Annotated in this window: 13 protein-coding genes and 3 pseudogenes; 6 read left to right on the top strand and 10 right to left on the bottom strand. The window is 70.3% G+C overall.

What is annotated here, in order from left to right; all coding sequences use genetic code 11:
• Positions 1–47: 47 nt before the first annotated feature.
• The gene (locus MTP03_RS01130) at positions 48–449 is read left to right on the top strand and encodes a DUF3054 domain-containing protein (RefSeq protein ID WP_248490213.1); all 402 of its coding nucleotides are present in this window, start codon (positions 48–50) and stop codon (positions 447–449) included.
• A gap of 40 nt (positions 450–489) precedes the next feature.
• Here MTP03_RS01130 and MTP03_RS01125 read toward each other — a convergent pair whose 3' ends face one another.
• Complete coding sequence (locus tag MTP03_RS01125) at positions 490–2,130, bottom strand: NTF2-like N-terminal transpeptidase domain-containing protein (RefSeq protein WP_248490212.1); 1,641 nt, start codon at positions 2,128–2,130, stop codon at positions 490–492.
• A 67-nt stretch (positions 2,131–2,197) separates the two neighbouring features.
• Here MTP03_RS01125 and MTP03_RS01120 point away from each other — a divergent pair, with 67 nt between their 5' ends.
• Positions 2,198–2,935 (top strand): pirin family protein, encoded by a 738-nt coding sequence (locus MTP03_RS01120; protein WP_371820842.1) that lies wholly within the window; start codon positions 2,198–2,200, stop codon positions 2,933–2,935.
• A 4-nt stretch (positions 2,936–2,939) separates the two neighbouring features.
• On the opposite strand, the gene MTP03_RS01115 is transcribed toward MTP03_RS01120, so the two are convergent.
• Positions 2,940–4,868 carry a CocE/NonD family hydrolase gene (locus MTP03_RS01115; protein WP_248490210.1) on the bottom strand — a complete coding sequence of 643 codons (1,929 nt, stop codon included), beginning with the start codon at positions 4,866–4,868 and terminating at the stop codon, positions 2,940–2,942.
• A complete protein-coding gene (locus MTP03_RS01110; protein ID WP_248490209.1) occupies positions 4,865–5,011 on the bottom strand; it encodes a hypothetical protein in 147 nt (48 codons plus the stop codon). Before MTP03_RS01110 ends, MTP03_RS01115 begins: the two co-directional genes overlap by 4 nt.
• Before the next feature lie 122 nt (positions 5,012–5,133).
• Here MTP03_RS01110 and MTP03_RS01105 point away from each other — a divergent pair, with 122 nt between their 5' ends.
• Together MTP03_RS01105 and MTP03_RS01100 are read left to right on the top strand one after the other, a co-directional pair.
• Entirely contained in the window at positions 5,134–7,179 is a 2,046-nt protein-coding gene (locus MTP03_RS01105; protein ID WP_248490208.1) for a M13 family metallopeptidase, read from the top strand.
• Between the two features lie 212 nt (positions 7,180–7,391).
• Positions 7,392–8,045, top strand: coding sequence for a GAF and ANTAR domain-containing protein (locus MTP03_RS01100; RefSeq protein ID WP_248490207.1), 654 nt, complete (start codon positions 7,392–7,394; stop codon positions 8,043–8,045).
• Between the two features lie 367 nt (positions 8,046–8,412).
• On the opposite strand, the pseudogene MTP03_RS01095 reads toward MTP03_RS01100, so the two are convergent.
• Positions 8,413–10,603, bottom strand: a pseudogene (locus MTP03_RS01095) (3-hydroxyacyl-CoA dehydrogenase NAD-binding domain-containing protein).
• Between the two features lie 34 nt (positions 10,604–10,637).
• A pseudogene (locus MTP03_RS01090) lies at positions 10,638–11,848 on the bottom strand (acetyl-CoA C-acetyltransferase).
• A 158-nt stretch (positions 11,849–12,006) separates the two neighbouring features.
• Between MTP03_RS01090 and MTP03_RS23215 the strand changes: the two are divergent.
• Both MTP03_RS23215 and MTP03_RS01080 read left to right on the top strand, forming a co-directional pair.
• A pseudogene (locus tag MTP03_RS23215) lies at positions 12,007–12,144 on the top strand (TetR/AcrR family transcriptional regulator); the annotation flags it as partial.
• A 761-nt stretch (positions 12,145–12,905) separates the two neighbouring features.
• Entirely contained in the window at positions 12,906–13,286 is a 381-nt protein-coding gene (locus MTP03_RS01080) for a hypothetical protein (RefSeq protein WP_248490205.1), read from the top strand.
• A gap of 193 nt (positions 13,287–13,479) precedes the next feature.
• Here MTP03_RS01080 and MTP03_RS01075 read toward each other — a convergent pair whose 3' ends face one another.
• From MTP03_RS01075 to MTP03_RS01055, 5 genes are all read right to left on the bottom strand, one after another.
• Entirely contained in the window at positions 13,480–14,136 is a 657-nt protein-coding gene (locus MTP03_RS01075) for a nitroreductase family protein (protein WP_248490204.1), read from the bottom strand.
• A gap of 8 nt (positions 14,137–14,144) precedes the next feature.
• Positions 14,145–14,816 carry a hypothetical protein gene (locus tag MTP03_RS01070; RefSeq protein ID WP_248490203.1) on the bottom strand — a complete coding sequence of 224 codons (672 nt, stop codon included), beginning with the start codon at positions 14,814–14,816 and terminating at the stop codon, positions 14,145–14,147.
• The gene (locus tag MTP03_RS01065; RefSeq protein ID WP_248490202.1) at positions 14,817–15,842 is read right to left on the bottom strand and encodes an ABC transporter substrate-binding protein; all 1,026 of its coding nucleotides are present in this window, start codon (positions 15,840–15,842) and stop codon (positions 14,817–14,819) included. It abuts the gene before it with no gap.
• Positions 15,773–16,873, bottom strand: coding sequence for a serine/threonine-protein kinase (locus MTP03_RS01060; protein ID WP_248490201.1), 1,101 nt, complete (start codon positions 16,871–16,873; stop codon positions 15,773–15,775). The genes MTP03_RS01065 and MTP03_RS01060 overlap by 70 nt, the downstream gene beginning before the upstream one ends.
• 96 nt (positions 16,874–16,969) lie before the next feature.
• Positions 16,970–19,507, bottom strand: a complete 2,538-nt coding sequence (locus MTP03_RS01055; protein ID WP_248490200.1) for an ROK family transcriptional regulator — start codon at positions 19,505–19,507, stop codon at positions 16,970–16,972.
• Between the last annotated feature and the right edge of the window lie 383 nt (positions 19,508–19,890).

The following is a 19,890-nucleotide window of genomic DNA, read 5'->3' as shown; positions in this document are numbered from 1 at the left end:
CCGGCCGCGTGCCGGTCACGGCGTGGAGGTCGACTACCGTGCACATCATGCGCATTCCGGTCATCGCCGTCGTCGACGTCGTGTTCGTGCTGCTGTTCGTCACGGTCGGTCGGTTCACCCATGACGAGCCCGTGTTCGCGCCGGCCGGCTTCGCAGAGACCGCGTGGCCGTTCCTGCTGGCGCTGACCGTGGGCTGGGCGTTCACCTACGTGTTGGCCGCGCTCCGCGGGCACGAGCCCGGCCGCGCGCAGACCTTCGCCCCGGGGCGCGTCTTCCCCGCCGGCGTCATCATCTGGATCTCGACGGTGGCCGTCGGCATGACCGCCCGCGGCCTCCTGACCCCGCGGGGCGTCGAGGTCCCGTTCGTCATCGTCGCCACGGTCGCGTTGGGTCTGTTCCTGCTGGGCTGGCGGGCCGCGGCGCGGATCGCCGTGGCCCGCCGCGCCTGAATTTTCGCCCCCTCCGGCCGCGACTCGCCGCGGCTCGGACCTATTTCAGGTACGCCCCGGCGACCTGCAGTGATCCGCTGCCGGACCGTTCCCCGGTCACCATGATGGCGAACGCCTGGTCGCCCTGGTAGCCGATGAACCAGCCCGGCCCCTCAGGGCCGTTGGTGCCGACGAGGCCCTTGACCTTCGTCGAGACCAGGTCGCTGCCGTCGCCGGATGGGGACACAGTCGAATCCATCTTCGCCCGCACGGCGTTGCGGATCTTCTCGTCGACGTCGCCCAGCGGCGCGCTGGGCGACGCGGTCTGCCCCTGCACCACGTACGGCGCGGTGGTCTTGCCCTTGGCGATCGCGGCCGCGAACACGGCCATCCCGAACGGGCTGGCCTTGACGGTGTCGGCCCCGAGCTCGGCGGCCTCGCGCCCGCCGGTGCCGGGGAGTTCGGCGGTCACCGTCTTCACCCCGGTCATGGCGAAGTCGGTGCCCATGCCGAGCGGCGCGAGCAGCTTCTTCTGCTTGTCGGCGTCCTTACCGGCGGCGGCGTTCACCTCGCTGTACACGGGAGCGAGAACGGGCCCGGTGGTCGAGAGGCCGGTGAGCGCCCAGTCGGTCGCGATGCGGCTCGCCTGGGTGTTCTGCGCCGCCGCGAGCACCGCGCCGCTCGAGACGGACAGCACGACCATCGCGGCCGGCTGGCCCAGCTGGACCACGGCGTTCTCGGCCTGCAGCTGAACCTTCGGGTCCATCGAGGTCCGCAGATCGGGACCGGGCGGCCCCTGGTAACCGACGATCTTCGTGGGCTTGTCGCCGGAGACCAGCTGCACCTCCCAGCCGGCGGTCGCATCCCGGTTCGCCTGCCACGCGCCCTTGATGCCGTCGAACAGCGGCGAGAACAACTGACGGTTCGAGATCAACAGGTCGCCCGTCGGGCTGTCCTGGAGCCCCGGGACGGCCTCGAGGTCGTCCTCGAGCACCCCGAAGTCGTCGTCGCGCAGGTCGACCACGGGCACGGGCTTGCCCGGATCTGCCTTCGCCTTCGCCTCCAGCGACTCGGCCGTCACCAGCGGCGCGACGGGCGAGACGATCTGCGCGACGCGGGCCAGGCTGTCCCCCAGATTCTTGGTCTTGGCGGGATCGACGGTGAGCCGGTGCACGGTGCCCGCGAACATCAGGTCCGACTTGTCGGCGGCGAACACCTTGGGCGGCCGGGCGTCGGTGCGGATCTGGCGGATCGATGTCTCGGGGGTGAGCCCCGGGGCGAGCACCGCCGGATCCCACGAGATGCGCCACCCGATCGACAGCTGCGAGGCGCTGCCCTTGGTGGTGTAATCCCAGTCGCGGCCGTCGCCGAAGTTCCACTTGGTCTTCACGTCGAACGTGGCGTTGCCGCCCGAGTACTTCTGCACGTTCGAGGCGCTGACCTCGACCTTCTTCGCGTTCATATCGCGCAGCGTGCGCCCGATGACGCCACCCGCCGCGTCCGGCGACGAGGTGTACGCTGCGGCCGCCACTGCCTTGCCGTCCTCGATCGCCTCCGCGTACCCCGCGAGCATCTTCTGCACGTCCGCGGTCGCATCGTCACCGCACGCCGCCAGCGACGAGCCGACGGCGAGGAGCAGTGCCGAGGCCAGCGCGGTGACGCCGAGCCGTGCCCGTCCGCTCCGTCTCACATCGCCTCCCACGTGGTCGATGGTAGCCACCGTCTCTGACGGCGGGAGCTTACCCAAACGAACGTGGCATCCTGGTGACATGGATCGACACGGCGACCGAGTTGTCCGTTCGGGGGAACGGGCGGCGTCGGCGATGCCGGGGGTGGCCTCGCGCCACTGCTTCTCGTTCGGCGACCACTACGACCCGGACAACACCCACCACGGCGTCCTCCTGGCCTGCAACGCCGAGCGGGTCGCAGCCCGGCGCGGTTTCGACACGCACCCGCACCGCGCCGTCGAGATCGTCACCTGGGTGCTGTCCGGCGCCCTGGTCCACCAGGACAGCGAGGGGCACTCCGGCATCGTCCACCCCGGCCTCGCGCAGCGGATGAGCGCCGGCACCGGCGTGTCGCACTCCGAGCGCAACGACCGGCCCGATCCCGCCGGCGCCGACGTCCGGTTCGTGCAGATGTGGATCCTGCCGGACGAGGCCGGGCAGGCACCGTCGTACGAACAGCGGGACGTGGGCACGGAGCTGGCCGGCGGCGGGCTCGTCCCGATCGCGTCGGGGTCGCCGGCGCGCGACGCCGCGATCCGCATCGGCAACCGCGACGCGACCCTCTGGGCCGCGCGCCTCGCGCCGGGCGGCACCGTCGACCTGCCCGACGCGCCCTTCGGGCACCTCTACCTCGCGCGGGGCGCCGCCGCGGTGGACGGCGCGGGTCCGCTGTCCGACGGTGACTCGCTCCGCACGGCCGGGGACGGCCGACGCGCGACCGCCGGGCCCGACGGCGCCGAACTCCTGTTCTGGGAGATGCACAGCCGGCTCGGCGGCTGACCCGCTACGGCAGCGGACGGTCCGACGGCACGACGAGATAGCTGGGCCGGTTCGGGTCGATGACCACGTGCTGCGGCGCGAACCGCGTCTCCGAGGTGACGGGCCCGACGGTCATCGCCTTGATCAGGTTGAGCGCGAACACGTCGACCCGCAGCCGGTGGCCTGGCTTGAGCACGGCGGAGGTGGCGTGCGTGGCGATGTCGAGCTCGACGACCTGCCCGGGCTTGACCAGTTCCCGCTGGGCGACGTCGAGCTGGTAGTACGGCGCCGAGTAGTCGCCCGCCGCGGTGCGGATGCTGCGCGACTCGTCGATCTGCCGCAGCGAGGTGGTGAGTTGGCCGGAGCTGATGACCTCCGAGCGCCCGTCGGGCGAGACGTCGGTGACCATGACGCTCCAATACGCGTCCCGCGCGTCCTGGGTGGTGGTCAGGTGCAGGTTGATCGGCCCGGAGACGACCGTCGACTTCTTCACCGGCTTCGAGGAGAACGTCAGCCCGTTCATCTCGGCCACGCGGTTGTCCGCGGCGCAGCCCTGGAACACGAGGAGGCCGAACATGGCCTGGCCGGTGTCGTTCGAGCACAGGGTCGACAGACCGGGCCCGACGGTGCGCCGCGCCGCGATCTTCGGCCTGGCCGTCTGCAGGCTGTTGTCCGACAGGGAGCCGGGCGCGGACCCGGACGAGACGCTCGACAGGTACATCCGCTGATACCTCTGGCCGGGCTCGGGGAACGTGTCGCCCTGCCACCAACCGCCGCCCTTACGGTGCACGGTGACCGGCGCGTAGTTGTCGATCCCGTTGTCGATGTCCTTGAGCCACTTGTCGAACCACGCCTTCTGCAGCACGTCCGCGCGGGTCGGCTGGTTCACGCCGCCCATGTCGTGCGAGACGGTCACGTGGTAGGCGTCGCCCATGATCAGCTTCTTCTTGCTGGGCGGGAGGCTGCTGAGCTCGGTGGGCAGGCGCCACTCGGTGTTGGTGAACAGGTCGTGCCAGGCGCCGAGCGCGAAGGTCGGGGTGGTGATCCTGTCCAGCGGGGTGCGGTACGCCTTGCGCAGCGGCGAGTCCTTCTGGACGAGTTCCTTGGTCTTCGGGTCCAGGGATTCGACGGTGGGCGAGAAGACGCCCGAGAGCAACTGCGGCACGAACACCGCCGGGTTCTCGATGCGGTCCTTGAGCCAGCGCCAGTCGAAGGTGCCGTTGAGCATGGAGCGCACGTCGGGGACGAACTTGAGGATGTTGACCAACGCGAGCCACGGCCCGAGGAATCCCACGCCGAGGCCGCCGCCCGGGGCGATGATGTCGGCCGCGAGGTCGGCGCCGGGAACCACGGGGAACAGCGCCTGCAGGCCCTTCGGGTTCTTCGACGCCACCTGCAACTGGTTGATGCCGGAGTAGGAGACGCCGGTCATGCCCATCCGGCCGTTGGTCCAGGGCTGGTTCCGCACCCAATCGAGGACCTCGACGGTGTCCTGCTGCTCGCGGTCCGCGAACACCTGCCACACGCCCTGCGAGTTGCCGGTGCCGCGCACGTCGACGACGACCTGCGTGTAGCCGTTCTGCACCAGCTTGCGGTCGACTCCGGTGAACGAGTTGGCCATGCCGCCGTTGAGGACGTCGCGCAGGTCGTTGACGCCGGCGATGGGGGTGCCGGCGAAGTTGAACAGATTGAGGACCCCGATCAGCGCATCGGACAGCCCCGGGGTGTTCACGGCGACCTGGGCCGGGCGCTGACGAACTTTCGTGTAGGGGGTGAGGTTGACGACGGTCGGCGTCTTCGCGGTGATGGCACGGCCCGCCGCGTCGGCGGGGCGGAACACGTTCGCCTTGAGCACGGTCCCGTCGGACATCCGGATCGGCACATCCCAGTCCACGGTCATGTTGGGGTACTTCGTCGGGCCGTCGTGCGAGGCGATCCACTCGGGGTTGATCATCCCGGCGACCCCGTGCCGGGCTTCCACGGCTCGGCGTCCGCCTGCGCGGAGAAGGACGGAACGGTGATGCCGGCCGCGACCAGCGCCATGGCGGTGAGTAGGGCGGCCAGGGCCGTGCGCAGGCGTTGCCGGGTTGCTCTCATGGCCAGAATCTCCTCTAACTTCTCAGCTTCGCATCAGGCTAACCCGAATTGCGGTTTCGACCACAACGCACGCTAATGGTGTGGGCCGCCACACGGAATACTGACGAGTCACTTCTCCCATTATGTGGGATCCGTGGACACGGCTGGCAGGATGGAACGGTGACTTCCTCCCCGCCCTGGACCTCAGCCACGTCGATCCCGCCGTCCGCGTGCAGGATGACCTGTTCGGCCACGTCAACGGCAAGTGGCTGGACGAGCACGAGATCCCCGCGGACCGCTCGACCGACGGCGCGTTCCACGCGCTGCGCGACGCCGCGGAGCAGACGGTGCGCGAGATCGTCGAGGAGTGCGCCGCCGGCGGCGCGAAGGGCGACGGTGCGCGGATCGGAAACCTCTACTCGAGCTTCATGGACACCGGCGCGATCGCCGCCGCCGGGCTCGGACCGGTGGCGGACGAGATCACCGAGGTCCGGTGGGCGCAGTCACCGTCGGACCTGGTGACGGTACTCGGGCGCCTGCAGCGCACCGGCGTCGGCGGCCTGCTGGGCTACTACGTCGACACCGATGCGAAGCGGTCCGACCGGTACGTGGTCAACCTGGTCCAGTACGGCCTGTCGCTGCCCGACGAGGCGTACTACCGCGAGGAGCAGTACGCGCCGATCCGGGAGCAGTTCGTCGCGCACGTCGCCGCCACCTTCCGGATCGCGGCCGAGCTGCTGGACGGGATCGTGGCGCCGGGCTCCGAGGAGGAGGCCGCCGCGCAGGTCCTCGAACTCGAGACGGCCATCGCCGCCGGACACTGGAACGTGGTCGACCGGCGCGACGCCGACAAGGCGTACAACCTGCGCACCTTCGCCGAGCTCGACGCCGAGGCGCCGGGCCTGGCGTTGCCCGCCTGGATCGCCGAACTGACGGGCACCCCCGACTCCGCCACCTTCGCCGAAGTGAACGTCCGCCAGCCCTCGTTCGTCACGCACGCCGCCGCGCTGCTGACCGACCGGCCGCTCGGACAGTGGCGAACCTGGCTGGCCTGGCACGTGCTGCACTCGCGCAGCCCGTTCCTCACGGACGCGCTCGTCGACGAACACTTCGCCTTCTACGGCACCGCCCTCACCGGGACCCCGGAGATCCGCGACCGGTGGAAGCGCGGCGTGACTCTGGTCGAGCAGTACCTGGGGTTCGCGGTGGGTGAGCTCTACACCGCGCAGAACTTCCCGGCCGAGTCCAAGGAGCGCATGCAGGCGCTCGTCGCAGACCTCGTGGAGGCGTACCGCCGGCGCATCACGGACCTCGAGTGGATGACTCCGGCCACCCGAGAGAAGGCCCTGGAGAAGCTCGGCAAGTTCACCCCGAAGATCGGCTACCCGGATTCGACGCGGGACTACTCGGCGTTGACGATCGAACGGAACGACCTGATCGGCAACATCCGGCGCGGCGAGGCGTTCGAGCACGACCGCGAGTTCGCGAAGATCGGCGCCCCGGTGGACCGCGACGAGTGGTTCATGACGCCGCAGACGGTGAACGCGTACTACAACCCCGGCATGAACGAGATCGTCTTCCCCGCGGCGATCCTGCAGCCGCCGTTCTTCTCCCCCACCGCCGACGACGCGGTGAACTACGGCGGCATCGGCGCCGTGATCGGGCACGAGATCGGCCACGGCTTCGACGACCAGGGCGCCAAGTACGACGGCGACGGCAACCTCGAGGACTGGTGGACCGACGACGACCGCGAGGAGTTCGGCAAGCGCACCCGCGCGCTCATCGAGCAGTACGACGTGCTGGTGCCGCGCGAACTGGCCGGCACCGAGCATCACGTGAACGGCGGATTCACGGTGGGCGAGAACATCGGCGATCTCGGAGGCCTCGGCATTGCACTCGCCGCCTACGCGATCGCTCGCGAGCGCGCCGGCGGCACCGTCGACGACGCGACGACGCGGATCGACGACCTCACCGGCCTGCAGCGCGTGTTCTACAGTTGGGGCGAGATCTGGCGCGGCAAAACCCGCCCTGAAGAGGCGATCCGGCGGCTCGCGATCGACCCGCACTCGCCCGCCGAGTTCCGTTGCAACACCATCGTGTCCAACGTCGACGAGTTCTACGCCGCGTTCGATGTGAGTGTCGGGGATCGCCTGTTTCTGGACCCCGAGCGCCGCGTCTCGATATGGTGATCAACGATCCGGAAACCAACCCCTCCATTGCAAGCCGTCCAGAAACCGGCGGAACCGACCCACGTTTGTGAACCCGCGCCGATGCCGCGCGGAGAACGGGTGGCCGTGCCGTCACGTAGACAGTCCTCTGAACAGCTTCCCTCCGTCCTGGGGTCCTCCCCGAGGAGGCTCCGACGGAGGTTCCGCTTGAGGAACTCACACTGAGCGAGCGGATGGGTGAGATCGCCCGACTGCTGCGCGAGCAGTCCTCCGATTCCGAGTCGCTTCTCAACGCCGTGACTCAGTTCGCGGTCGAACAGGTGCCAGGAGCCGCCTTCGCCAGCGTGACGCTGGTCGATCCGAAGGGCGGGATCTCCCACCCGGTGGTGATCGGCGACGAGGCCCAGCGCGTCGCCGACCTGCAGCGCGATCTCGAGGAGGGGCCCAGCGTCGGCGCCACCTTCTCCTCGACCACGATCCTGGTCGAGGACACGTCCGCGGACGGCCAGTGGCCACGGTTCAGCGCCGCAGCGCACTCTGCCGGTGTCGGCTCGATCCTCTCGTTCTGCCTGTACGTACAGAACGACGCCTACGGCACCCTCGACCTCATGGCCCGCGAGCCGCACGCCTTCGACAACGAATCCGTGTCCATCGGTTCGCTGTTCGCGGTGCACGCCGCGGTGGCCTTCTCCGCGGTCCGCGAGAAGGAGCAGATCCGCGCCGCGCTCACCACGCGCGACGTGATCGGTCAGGCCAAGGGCATGATCATGGAGCGCTACAAGCTGGACTCCGACGCCGCCTTCCGCCTGTTGGCCCGCCTCTCGCAGGACAGCAACGTCCGGCTGGCCGAGGTCGCGGAGCAGGTCATCGAGGCCGGCCCGGAGTAGCGGGCCCGACGGTGCGCCGCGACGGAACACCCCCCACCCAGAACGCGGCTCCACACCCCGCACGCGGGATGGGCAGGCGCGCGGCGGGTGGGAGACCACTCGGACCGCGCGAAATGAGGGGGAGAACGTCGGCAACCGGGGCGCGACCCCGGGAGTTCCAGCCCGCCGAAGGGTGGATGCTCAGGGCCTACAGCGGGGGCAGGAAACCTGCGACGATGCAGGGATGCGCGGGGCGCATACCCTCGCGGAGAACGCCCCACCACCCCGCTTCCGCCGCGGGCCCGCACCGTCGAACCGGGGAACGAGAGGCCCGGCACCACAGAAGTGGTGCCGGGCCCCGATCGGTTCAGCGCGAGCTCAGTGAGTCCTACTCGTAGGTCTCGCCGGCCTCGGCCTTGGCGACCAGCGAGGCGGGCGGGGTGAACTGCTCGCCGTACTTCGCGGCCAGGGCGTTCGCCTGCGCGACGAAGGCCTTCGGGCCGGCGAGGCCCTCGGCGGGCGTACCCGGGCGGCCCTCATAGGTGTTGATGTACTGCAGCACGCCACCGGTCCAGGCCGGGAAGCCGATGCCGAAGATCGAACCGATGTTCGCGTCGGCGACGGAGGTGAGCACGCCCTCGTCGAAGCAGCGCACCGTCTCGATGGACTCGATGAACAGCATGCGCTCCTCGAGCTCGGCGAAGTCCGGGGTCACGCTGCCCGACTTGAAGTGCTCCTGGAAGCCCTGCCACAGGCCCGTGCGCTTGCCGTCGGCGTAGTCGTAGAAGCCCGCGCCGTCCTTCTTGGACGTGCGGCCGTTCTCGACCATCCAGTCGACCACGGCGAAGGCTCCGTGCTGCGGCACGTCCTTGCCCTCCTCCTTGAGCGCGGTCTCGGTGGCGAGGCGGATCTTCTGCATCAGGGTGAGCGTCAGCTCGTCCGTCAGCTGCAGCGGCGCCGCCGGGTAGCCGGCCTGCTGGCCCGCCTGCTCCAGGTACACCGGGTCGACGCCCTCACCGATGGCCGCGAGCGCCTCGTTGATGAACGTGCCGATCACGCGCGAGGTGAAGAAGCCGCGGCTGTCGTGGACCACGATCGGGGTCTTCTTGATCTGCAGGGTGTAGTCGATCACCTTCGCCAGCACGGCGTCGGAAGTCTTCTCGCCCTTGATGATCTCCACCAGCGGCATCTTGTCGACGGGGCTGAAGAAGTGGATGCCGATGAAGTCCTCACTCCGCTTCACACCCTCCGCCAGGATGGTGATCGGCAGCGTGGAGGTGTTCGAGCCGAGGATGGCGTCGGGCTCGACGATGTCCTCGATCTCCTGGAAGACCTTGTTCTTCACCTCGACCGACTCGAATGCGGCCTCGATCACCAGATCGACACCGGCGAAATCGGCGGGGTCGACGGTGGGGGTGATCCGGGCGAGCAGCGCGTCGGACTTCTCCTGCGTGGTGCGGCCCTTGGCCAGCGCCTTCGCCTCGAGCTGCTCCGAGTAGGCCTTGCCGCGCTTGGCGGCCTCGATGTCGATGTCCTTGAGGACGACCTCGATGCCGGCCTTGGCCGAGACGTAGGCGATGGCCGCGCCCATCATGCCGGCGCCGATGACGCCGACCTTCTTGGCCTGGTACTTCTCGTACCCGTCGGGCCGCGAGCCGCCGCCGTTGATGTGCTGCAGGTCGAAGAAGAACGCCTTGATCATGTTCTTCGAGACGCTGCCGGTGGCCAGCTTGGTGAAGTAGCGCGACTCGATCTCGAGGGCGGTGTCGAAGTCCACGTAGGTGCCCTCGAACGCGGCGGCCATGATGGCCTCCGGCGCCGGCATCGGCGCGCCCTTGAGCTGCTTGCGCAGGTTGGCCGGGAACGCGGGGGCGTTCGGGGCCAGCGTCTTGTCGATCGGCGAGCCGCCGGGGATGCGGTGCCCCTTGACGTCCCAGGGCTGCACGCCGCCCTCGGGGTTGGCCTTGATCCACGCCTTGGCGGCGGGGAGCAGCTCGTCGACGGTGCCGACGACCTCGTTGACGAGGCCGGTCTGCTGCGCCTTGGTCGGGTTCATCTGGGTGCCCTGGAGCAGCACGCCCATGAGCGCGCCCTGCAGGCCCAGCATCCGGACGGTGCGAGTCACGCCGCCGCCGCCGGGGAGCAGGCCGAGCGACACCTCGGGGAGACCGATCTTGCTGCCCTTGGCGTCCGCCGCGATGCGGTGGTTGGCGGCCGGGCGATCTCGAGGCCGCCGCCGAGCGCGGCGCCGTTGATGGCGGCCACGACGGGCTTGGGCAGCTTCTCCAGGCGGCGCAGGTCGCGCTTGATCTCCTGGACGTTGTCGAAGACCTGCTGCGCCTCAGCCGGGGTGGCCTTGCGGATCTCGGTCAGGTTGCCGCCGGCGAAAAGGTCTTCTTCGCCGAGGTGATGACGACGCCGGTGATCGACTCGGCCTCGGCCTCGAGGCGGTCGACGGTGGCGCGCATGGACGTGCCGTACAGCTCGTTCATGGTGTTGGCGGAGCTGGTGGGATCGTCCATCGTCAGTACGACGATGCCGTCGGCGTCCTGCTCCCAGCGAATCATGTTGTCAGACATGTTTTCTTCGTCTCTCCTGTTGTTCCGGCGGGCGTCAGACGCGCTCGATGATGGTGGCCGAGCCCATGCCGCCGGCGATGCACAGCGTGATCAGGCCGTAGCGGCCGCCCGAGCGCTCCAGCTCGTCCAGCACGGTGCCCACCAGCATGGCGCCGGTGGCCCCCAGCGGGTGGCCCAGCGCGATCGCGCCGCCGTTGACGTTCACCTGCTCGCGGTCGAGCTTGAAGTCCTTCATCCACTTCAGGACGACCGAGGCGAAGGCCTCGTTGAGCTCCCACACGTCGATGTCGCTCGGGGTCAGCCCGGCCTTGGCCAGCACCTTCTCGGTGGCCGGGGTGGGCCCGGTGAGCATGATCGTCGGGTCGGCACCCGTCGACGCGGTGGCCACGATGCGGCCGCGCGGGGTCAGGCCCGCCTTCTTGCCGCCGGCCTCGTTGCCCACCAGGACCAGCGCGGCACCGTCGACGATGCCCGAGCTGTTGCCGCCCGTGTGGACGTGGTTGATCTTCTCGACGGTGTTGTACTTCTGCAGCGCCACGGCGTCGAAGCCGCCCATCTCACCGACGACGGTGAAGGCGGGCTTGAGCTTGCCGAGGTCGGCGGCGGTGGTGCCGGGGCGACGGTGCTCGTCGTTGTCGAGCACGACGAGGCCGTTCTGGTCCTTGACGGGCACGACTGACTTCGCGAAGCGGCCCTCGTCCCACGCCTTCGCGGCGAGGTCCTGCGACTGCGCGGAGTACTGGTCGACGTCGTCGCGGGAGAAGCCCTCGATGGTGGCGATCAGGTCGGCACCGATGCCCTGCGGCGCGATGTAGTTATCGTAGCTGTACTGCGGGTCGTAGAACAGCGCACCGAAGTCGGACCCCATGGGCACGCGGGACATCGACTCCACGCCACCGGCGAGCACCAGGTCGTCGCCCGGGCCGAGCCGACCTTCTGCGCGGCGATGTTGGTGGCCTCGAGGCCCGAGGCGCAGAAGCGGTTGATCTGCACGCCCGCCACGGTCTCCGGTAGGCCGGCGACGATCGACGCGGTGCGCGCGATGTCGGCGCCCTGCTCGCCCACGGGCGAGACGCAGCCGAGAACGATGTCGTCGATCGCGGCCGGGTCGAGGTTCTCGTTACGGTCCTTGATCTCGTCGATCAGGCCGACCACCAGGTCGGTGGGCTTGATCGCGGTCAGCGAGCCGTTCTTGAGCTTGCCACGGGGCGTACGGATCGCCTCGTAGATGAATGCGTCAGACACGTCGGTCTTCCGTCCTTTCGGCAGAGGTGTTCTTAGGCCCCCACGGATACCGCGGAGACTGTCACAGGTACAGGCTAACCGTCTGTAGCTTATTTGGAAAGAATCCCAGCTAGGACGATACCCTGGAACGAGTCTTATGGGCTATCGTGACGTTAATCATGGGAACTCTTCGCAGCTCGGGCACGCGCCTGCGCCCCGCCGAACGGCGACGCCAGCTCATCGGCGTCGCCACCGACCTGTTCCTCGAGCGCGGGTACGGCAACGTCTCGGTGTCCGATATCGCGCGCGCCGCGGGGATCAGCGGTCCCAGCGTCTACCGCCACTTCCCCGACAAGGAGGCCGTCCTCGCCGCGGCCATGCGATCGGCCGTCGACGAGATGGGCGCCACCACCTCCCGAGTGCTCGCCCGGCCGGGCGCGACCTTCGACGATCTCGCGTCCGCCGTCTTCGCGATGGCCGTGTCCGACCCCGGGCCGCTCGCCTTGTGGCGCTGGAACCGCCGGCATCTCAGGCCCGAGCAGGCCGGCGAGATGATCGCCGCGAGTGAGGCGGTGCTCGGGTCGTGGACCGAGGTGCTCCGCCGCGACCACCCCGAACTCACCGACGACGACGCGCGCGTGCTCACGTGGGCCGTGCTGGCCGTGGGCGGTTCGGTGCCGCCCAGCCGCGGGCGCATCGGGATCCGCAGGTACCGCACCGATCTCGAGGCGATCACCGCCCGGGTCCTGCGCGCGGCACCGTCGAAGGCCCCGGCGCTGCCCGCGCCCCGCCCCCGCGCACCCCGGTCGTCCGCAGCGACGAGATCCTCGACGCCGCCTCCGCGCTCTTCTTCTCTCGCGGTTACAGCACGGTCGGCATGGACGACATCGGTGCGGCCGTGGGGATCTCCGGCCCGAGTGTGTACGGCCACTTCCCGTCGAAGGGGTCCATCCTCGTGGGGATCGTCGGCCGGGCGCGCGCCGCGCTCGAGGTCGGCGTGGTCACTGCGGCGGCCCAGTCCGACGGTGCGCCCCTCGCCGAATTGCGCGCACTGGTGCGGTCGTACGCCGCGAATCTGGTGACGTCCACCGATCTCGCGGTGGCGTTCACCGTGGGCCGCGAGGTGGTCATCGAATCCGGCGGCGAGGCGCTGCTCGCCGCGCAGAAGGCCTACGTGGCGCGCTGGGTGGCCCTCCTCGCCGCGGGGTCCGACGGTGCCGCGGGTTCCGACGGTGCCGCGGGTTCCGACGGTGCCGCGGGTTCCGACGGCGCCTCGGGATCCGACCATGCCGTGGGTTCCGACGGTGCCGCCGGGGCCCGGGACGCGGCGGCCGCCCGCATCGCCGTGGGCGCCGCCATGACGATCGCCAACGACTTCGCCCGCACGCGCCGCCTGCGTCGCCGCCCCCGGTTCCACGACGAGCTGGTGTTCCTCGTCGAGGCCGCCCTGGGCATCTGACCGCGACCGCCGACGACGCGCCCGATGTCCGCCCGCTACCTCGCTCCGCTCGGGCGTCCGCTCCCTACAGGGAGCTGGTGTCCCCCGCTGAATCCGGTGTCCCCGCGACTGCAGCTGGTGGGAGACCGGCTCAGGTCGGGGACTCCGGCTCCCTATAGGGAGCCGAACGGGGACGGCGGGCGGACCGTCGGGCCTACCAACCGTTGACGTGCAGCACGGACTCGAGGGGAGCACGCTTGGCGGGCTTGAAGTCGGTGCCCTTGGTGTAGGCGACGGGCAGCAGCACACCCTGGCGGATGTTCGGCGGCAGGCCCAGCGCCGCGGCAACCTCCTGCTCGTACTGCAGGTGCAGCGTGGTCCACGCCGAGCCGAGGCCGCGCTCGCGGAGCGCCAGCGCCAGGCTCCACGCGGCGGGTAGCAGCGACCCCCACACGCCGGCCTGGTTGCCGGGCGGCAGTTCCCCACCGGCCACGTGGATCGCGCCGATCACCAACGCGGGCACCTGATCCATCACGTCGGCGAGGTACGTCGCCGACGACGCCACCTTCGCGGCCGTCTCCGCGTCCTTCGGCGGGTTCGCCGCGCGCGCCGCGGCGCCCGCCTCCGCGTACGCGTAGTAGGAGCGGCGGTAGTAGTCGGCGATGGTCTTCCTGAGCTCCGGATCGGTCACCACGATCCAGTGCCACCCCTGCGCGTTGCTGCCCGACGGTGCCTGCAGCGCCACCTCCAGCGCGTCGGTGATCACCTCGATCGGGACCGGGCGCTCCAGGTCGAGGCGCTTGCGGACGGACCGGGTGCTGGTGAGCACCTCGTCAGCGGACAGATCCAGGTGCGGGATTTCGAGAGTCATGCCCCACTCTAACGAGCGCGCCCCGGTGCGGAATTCCCGCGCTTGGCCCGTTCCAGCGTGGCCAGCGACTTCTTCGCCGCGGCCAGCTCGGCCTGCAACGCGGCCACCCGGTCGGCCGCGGCGTCGCGGGCTGCCGAGAGCACGTCGTCGACCGCGGCCCGCGCCTCCCTGTCGGCGAGCCCCGCGAGCGCCTTGTGTACTGCGGCCAGCGGTATCTCGCGGCCGCCCGACGGCTTCTGCGCATTCGGCGTCACCTTCAGCACCGCCACATTGTCCGATCCGACGTGCAGCGTCACCGCCACCGACCGGGCCGCTCGGGCACCCGTCCCACCACCGCTGCCCGACGGTGCCTTCGCCGCCCGCTTCGGTGCGGCGGCCGCGCCCTGCGCGGGGGCAGTACTCTTCGCGGGGGCGGCACCCTTTGCCGCGGGAGCCCGCTTGACCGGCTTCGGTTGCTTGGTGGCCCGCAGTTCCCGTGCCTCGTACGGCAACTGATCGTCCACGCCGGTCGGCTTCACCGTCACTACCCCGCCCGCGATCTCGACGACGCGCGCCGATGCGCCCGCTGCCAGTCCCAGGCCGGGCACCGCCTCGACGAGGTACACCAGCGGCTTCCGACCCTCGGCGAGCGCGTCCGCGTAGCGCCGCAGGTCGTCGCCGGTCAGCGTCTGCTCGGCCATCTACTTGATCCCCTTCGCGATCGCCGGGAGCACCTGGCTCTCGATGGCGTCGAGGGCGAGCGGGCCGCCGTACACCAGCGCGTCCACCCCGTTCGTCTTGTCCACGATGACGATCGGCACGCCGTACGTCAACGACGAGGGCAGACCGTCGTAGCCGCCGTTGCCCGCCGCCGCGTCGGTGCGCGCGACGATCGTGCGGTCCACCTCGCTTGAGCTGACCGCCTTGTAGAAGTCCGACGTCCCGAGTGTGAGCCACGCCGAACCCGATCCCGCGCCCGGCGTCTGCATCGAGAAGCCCAGCAGCCCGAGCAGCTGGAACGGGTTGGTGGCGCTGGTGGCGAGCATCGTCGCGCTGCCGTTGAAATGCACAACGTCCAGCTTCTTGCCGTTGAAATCCGGGTGCGCGGAGCGCAACTCGGTGATCTTCGCCTCGTAGGTCTTCTTCACCGCCGCGGCGCGGTCCTTCGCTCCCAGCGCCTCGGCGATGAAGGTCAGCTGCTCCTGCCACGTCCAGCCGTTGCTTCCCGCCGTCGGCACGGCGATCGCGCGCCCGCCGGCCAGCGACTTGAGGTCCTTGACCTTTTCCGCCGCAGCGGGATCGGTGTTGATGATCAGGTCCGGCTTCGCTTTCTCGATCGCCGACTTGTCCGGGTCGGTCGACGTTCCCGCGGTGGGCACGTCCTTGAGCGCGGGCACCCACGACGGCATCTCCGACTTCGGCCCGTTCGCGCCCGCCGCCACGTCGAAGCCCAACGCGGACACCAGTTCCGCATCGCCCGCGCCGAGCGCGACGATGCGCTCCGGCCGCGAGTCGAGCTTCGTCTCACCGTTCACGTCGGTCACGGTGCGAGCACTCCACGCGTCGAGTGCGGGACCGTCGGACCCGTCACCGCCGCGCAGGAGCACGAACCCGAGCACCACCGCGAGCACCACCACCAGCGCCGCCGCTCCGCCGATCAGGAGAGGCTTGCGCCCCTTCGGCTTCGGCGCACTCCCCGGGCCGCCCGGACCACCGTAGCCGGGCATTGACGGGTTGCTCGGGCCCAGGCCGGGCGGAACGCCCTGCAGCGCAGTCGGTCCGGACGGTCCGCCGGGCCCCCGAAACCGGGGACGGTGCCGGGTGCGGAGTTGAATCCGGTCGCGAGTGCCGGATTCGACGGTGTCCCTTGCCAGTTCACGCCCTGCGGCCCCTGCACGGGCGCAACCGCCGCCGCGCCGGACATGCGCCGGGACGCCGCCGACAGCGCGTCGGCGAACTCGCCCGCAGTGGCGAACCGGTCCGCGGGGTTCTTCGCCATCGCGCGGCCCAGCACGTAGTCGATCTCGGGCGAGAGATCAGGCCGCTTGAGCCGCACGCTCGGTGGGTTCTGACTGATGTGCGCCAGCATGAGCTGGCCCGAGATGGTGGTGTTGAACGGCGGCGCGCCGGTCAGCAGGACGACGGTGGCGCAGGCCAGCGAGTACACGTCGGCGCGAGGGTCGATCGGGTTGCCCAGCAGCGCCTCCGGCGCCGTGTAGGCCAGCGTCCCGACGACGGTTCCCGTCTGCGTGTGCTGCCCGACCTCGGTCTGCGCGGCACCGATGCCGAAGTCCGCGAGCTTGACCTGCTCGCCGCGACGCCCGCGGTCCACGAGGAAGTTGGCGGGCTTGACGTCGCGGTGCAGGATGCCGTGCTGGTGGGCGTAATCGAGGGCATCGGCGACCTGCTCGACCACCGCCACGGTGCGGTCCAGGCTGAACGGCCCCTCCCGCTCCACAGTGGACGCGAGGTTGCCGCCTTCCACCAGCTCCATCGCGATCCACAGGTGCCCGTCCGACTCGCCGCGGTCGTACACGTCCACGATGTGCGGGTGCTTGAGCCCGGCGATGATGTCGGCCTCGCGGTCGAACCGCGCGCGCACACCCGGATCAGCCGAGAACTGGCTCTGCAGGACCTTCAGCGCCACCGACCGCGGTAGCGTGCGGTGCCGCACGCGGTAGACGGTGCCCATGCCTCCGGTGCCGAGCACCGATTCGACCACGTACCCCGCGATCGATTCACCCGGTTCGGCAACCACGCAACACCTCCACACCCTGCGGTCAACAGCGTTACGAATCTACCGCGAAGTCAGTTGGAGCCCGCTTAACGGCAGGTTGGCGGCCCGTCGCCGGAATCACGCTGCCGAACGCAGGAGGAGGTACGAGGCGCCGAGCCCCTGCACCGCGCGCTGTCGCTGGCCGTCGGTCAGCTCGACGACGTACCTGCCGACGGCGGCGACGCAGTAGGTGGTCGTCGTCCCCGACGTGTAGGTGAAGCACTGCCCGGTGGGAACACCGCGTACCGACTCGATCGCGGCGCCCTGGCGGTTCTCGCGGACTTCGGCGATCCGCGCGTCCAGGAGCGAGGCCGCCCCCGCCCTGTCCCGGGCCCGGTAGACGGAGCTCGCACCGCGCGCCGCGACGTCGACACCGGCCTCCTCGAACGCCCTCGCCGTCGCGCTCACGTGGTACTGCATGGGTAGCACCGCCCGGGCGGGTACCGAGTAGCCGGGACTTCCCGCCGTTGGCTCGAGCGTCATCCGGGCCAGGCCTGATTCGTCGATCGGCAGGCGGCCGATGTCCTCCAGCGGGGTGGGCTTGAACGCCGACAGCGCCTTGTCCGCCGCCGCCGCGTACTTCGCGATCTGGTCGGACCCGAACGCGCCCGCGAACGTGAGGACGAACCGCCCCAGTGGCACGTAGGCGACCGTCTCGATACCACGGGTCGGCCAGGCCATCGTGTAGCCGACCGCCGCCGGGAACCCCGGCACGGGGAGCGCCACCTTGTCGGGGGTGCGATGTCCAGGTACTCCGCGTCCTTGGCGAGCAGATCGCCCGAGACGACGGCCGCCGCCATCTCGGGCGAGGGCAGTCGGAAGAGCCCGATGTCGACCCGCCTCGTGCTGCCAGCGGCACCCACGTAGGTGGTGGTCGCGGCGCTGCGCACCCCGATCTCGGCGGCGGCGAGACGGGCTGCACCAACCGAACCGAATGCCGATGCCATGCGCGGCTCGAACTCGCCGAACGATCCGCCAGCACCGAACTGGAACGCGGCGTCGGCCTCGTAGATGAGCGGCAGCACGGCGAGCATGCGGAGAGCCTCCGCCTCGAACACCGCCGCCCGGGGGATCGGTTGCAACGTGCGCGGCGTGGTCGGATACGAGCCGGTGTCGGGACGTGGCACCGCGGACGGGTCCGCGACGGGAGCCCCGGGCACCGGCGACGTGCAGCCGGCGAGGAGAATCAGCCCCGCGACCAGAACGGCGATCACCGATCCGACGCCGGGCCGTCGCCCCTCCCTCGATCCCACGGACGACATCATCGCAGCCCACTGCGGCCTGCCGGCGCGGCGGGGTCGGCTCAGGCGACCGCGCGCGCCACGGCACCCAGCGGGTCGGTGTAGACACCGTCGAGTGCGGCGGCGCCGGCGGCCTGCTGCTGCACGCGGCCCCCGCACCGCTCACCCGCACCGACCGTCCCGGCTCGGCCGAGGTGGCCTTCAGAGCTGCGGACACGTGCGGAAGGATCGCGGTGTGGTCGGTGAAGGCCTGGCCGCCCAGGATCAGGCGGTCGGGGTTGAAGATGTCGGCCACCAGCGCGGCGGCCTCGCCCAGCACGCGGCCGCGCTCGGCCACGATCGCCCGCGCGGTCTCGTCGCCGCCCTCGGCGAGCTTGTGCAGGTCGGCGATGGTCCGCACTGGAAGCTTCTGCGCGCGAGCGGCATCCACGACGGCGGTGTCCGTCACGGCGTCCTCGAGGCGGCCGGTCCGCTTCGGGTCCAGCAGCTCGACGCCCCGCGTCGGCAGGTGACCGATGGTGTGCGGGCCGGACTTCGGCGAGTGGACCGCGCCGTGCAGCGCGAGCGCCACGCCCACGGTCTCGCGCCCGTAGAAGTACAGCGTGGATCCCTGCGACTCGAATTCCTCCGACAGGTGCAGCTCCGCGGCCGCCATCGCCTCGACGTGCGGCGCCACCGTCACCGGCAGGCCGATCGCACCCGAAAGACGCTCTCCGAGTGCAACGTTCTTCCAGCCTAGGCGCGGGTGATCGGCCACCACACCGCGGTCGTCCACCCGGCCGCCGATGGCGATGCCCGCACCCAGAACCGTACGACCGTCCCAGCGGGCCAGGAACCGTCGAGCGCTCGTGGCGATCACCGAGAGCACCTCGCCGGGCTCACCGCTCTCGGGCGTGGGGATCTGGATGGCGCCGACCACCTTGCCGGCCACGTCGTGCATCGTCACCGTGCTCACCCGGAAGCCGATGTGAATACCCAGGGCCAGCGGGCCGTTCGGGTCCACTTCCAGGGGCAGACGGGGCCGTCCGACAACGCCGCTCGCGGCGCGGTCGGCGCGCTCACGCACCAGGCCGGCCTCGATCAGCGCCGTGACCTGGCGGTTCACCGTGGCGGCGGACAATTGGGTCTCGCGGACGATCTCGTCGCGCAGCACGAGGCCGCCGCGGCGGATCACGCGGAGCACCGCGGCGGCAGGCTTCTCCGAGACCCGCAGCTGGGGCGCGAAGACCCGGGCGGGAGCGGCGGTGCGAGGCGCGCGGTCGACGGCGGCCGGACGGGCCAGCGGATTGCGGGGCCGCGTGGCTCGCGCCTGCGCGGTGCGCGCCTCGGTGCGGGGCGCGGTGGTGGAAACGGCGGGAAGATCAACGACGGTCATGGTTCCTCGAAGGTGTGCGTACGCCGCAGCTCCGGTCAGCACCGGGCGCAGGCGTGAAGATGGAATTGTCGAAAGGGTTCAGCTCAAGGACGAGCCGTAGAGGTGCGAGCGGTAACGCTCAGCAGCAACACATTCGACAGTGCACGCGAACCATGGGGAGACGGCAGCCCAGCGCGACGGTCTCATAACCGACGCGCAGATGGGCCTCAAGACTCCCGGACATGTGTCAAAGCTAGCACCACGCACCGTCGACCGCACAAGCGCAACGGTCCACAGTGGGACGCACATCACATTTCCCGCCGAGGAAATTCCGATGCGAAGCGCACGCATCTCTGATTACACTCGTCGCCATGCTGTCCTGAGACGTCTTCGGCCCTGCCGCC

Origin of the sequence: Tsukamurella sp. PLM1, assembly GCF_023168325.1 — a bacterium.
Classification (GTDB): domain Bacteria; phylum Actinomycetota; class Actinomycetes; order Mycobacteriales; family Mycobacteriaceae; genus Tsukamurella.
This window is presented reverse-complemented; position numbering and strand designations above follow the sequence as displayed.

Bases quoted from the DNA above. Each gene is read 5' to 3' on its own strand.
- MTP03_RS01130 (WP_248490213.1), top strand. From the start codon at position 48: ATGCGCATTCCGGTCATCGCCGTCGTCGACGTCGTGTTCGTGCTGCTG.
- MTP03_RS01120 (WP_371820842.1), top strand. From the start codon at position 2,198: ATGGATCGACACGGCGACCGAGTTGTCCGTTCGGGGGAACGGGCGGCG.
- MTP03_RS01115 (WP_248490210.1), bottom strand. From the start codon at position 4,868: ATGATCAACCCCGAGTGGATCGCCTCGCACGACGGCCCGACGAAGTAC.
- MTP03_RS01110 (WP_248490209.1), bottom strand. From the start codon at position 5,011: ATGAGAGCAACCCGGCAACGCCTGCGCACGGCCCTGGCCGCCCTACTC.
- MTP03_RS01105 (WP_248490208.1), top strand. From the start codon at position 5,134: ATGTGGGATCCGTGGACACGGCTGGCAGGATGGAACGGTGACTTCCTC.
- MTP03_RS01100 (WP_248490207.1), top strand. From the start codon at position 7,392: ATGGGTGAGATCGCCCGACTGCTGCGCGAGCAGTCCTCCGATTCCGAG.
- MTP03_RS01075 (WP_248490204.1), bottom strand. From the start codon at position 14,136: ATGACTCTCGAAATCCCGCACCTGGATCTGTCCGCTGACGAGGTGCTC.
- MTP03_RS01070 (WP_248490203.1), bottom strand. From the start codon at position 14,816: ATGGCCGAGCAGACGCTGACCGGCGACGACCTGCGGCGCTACGCGGAC.
- MTP03_RS01065 (WP_248490202.1), bottom strand. From the start codon at position 15,842: ATGCCCGGCTACGGTGGTCCGGGCGGCCCGGGGAGTGCGCCGAAGCCG.
- MTP03_RS01055 (WP_248490200.1), bottom strand. From the start codon at position 19,507: ATGACCGTCGTTGATCTTCCCGCCGTTTCCACCACCGCGCCCCGCACC.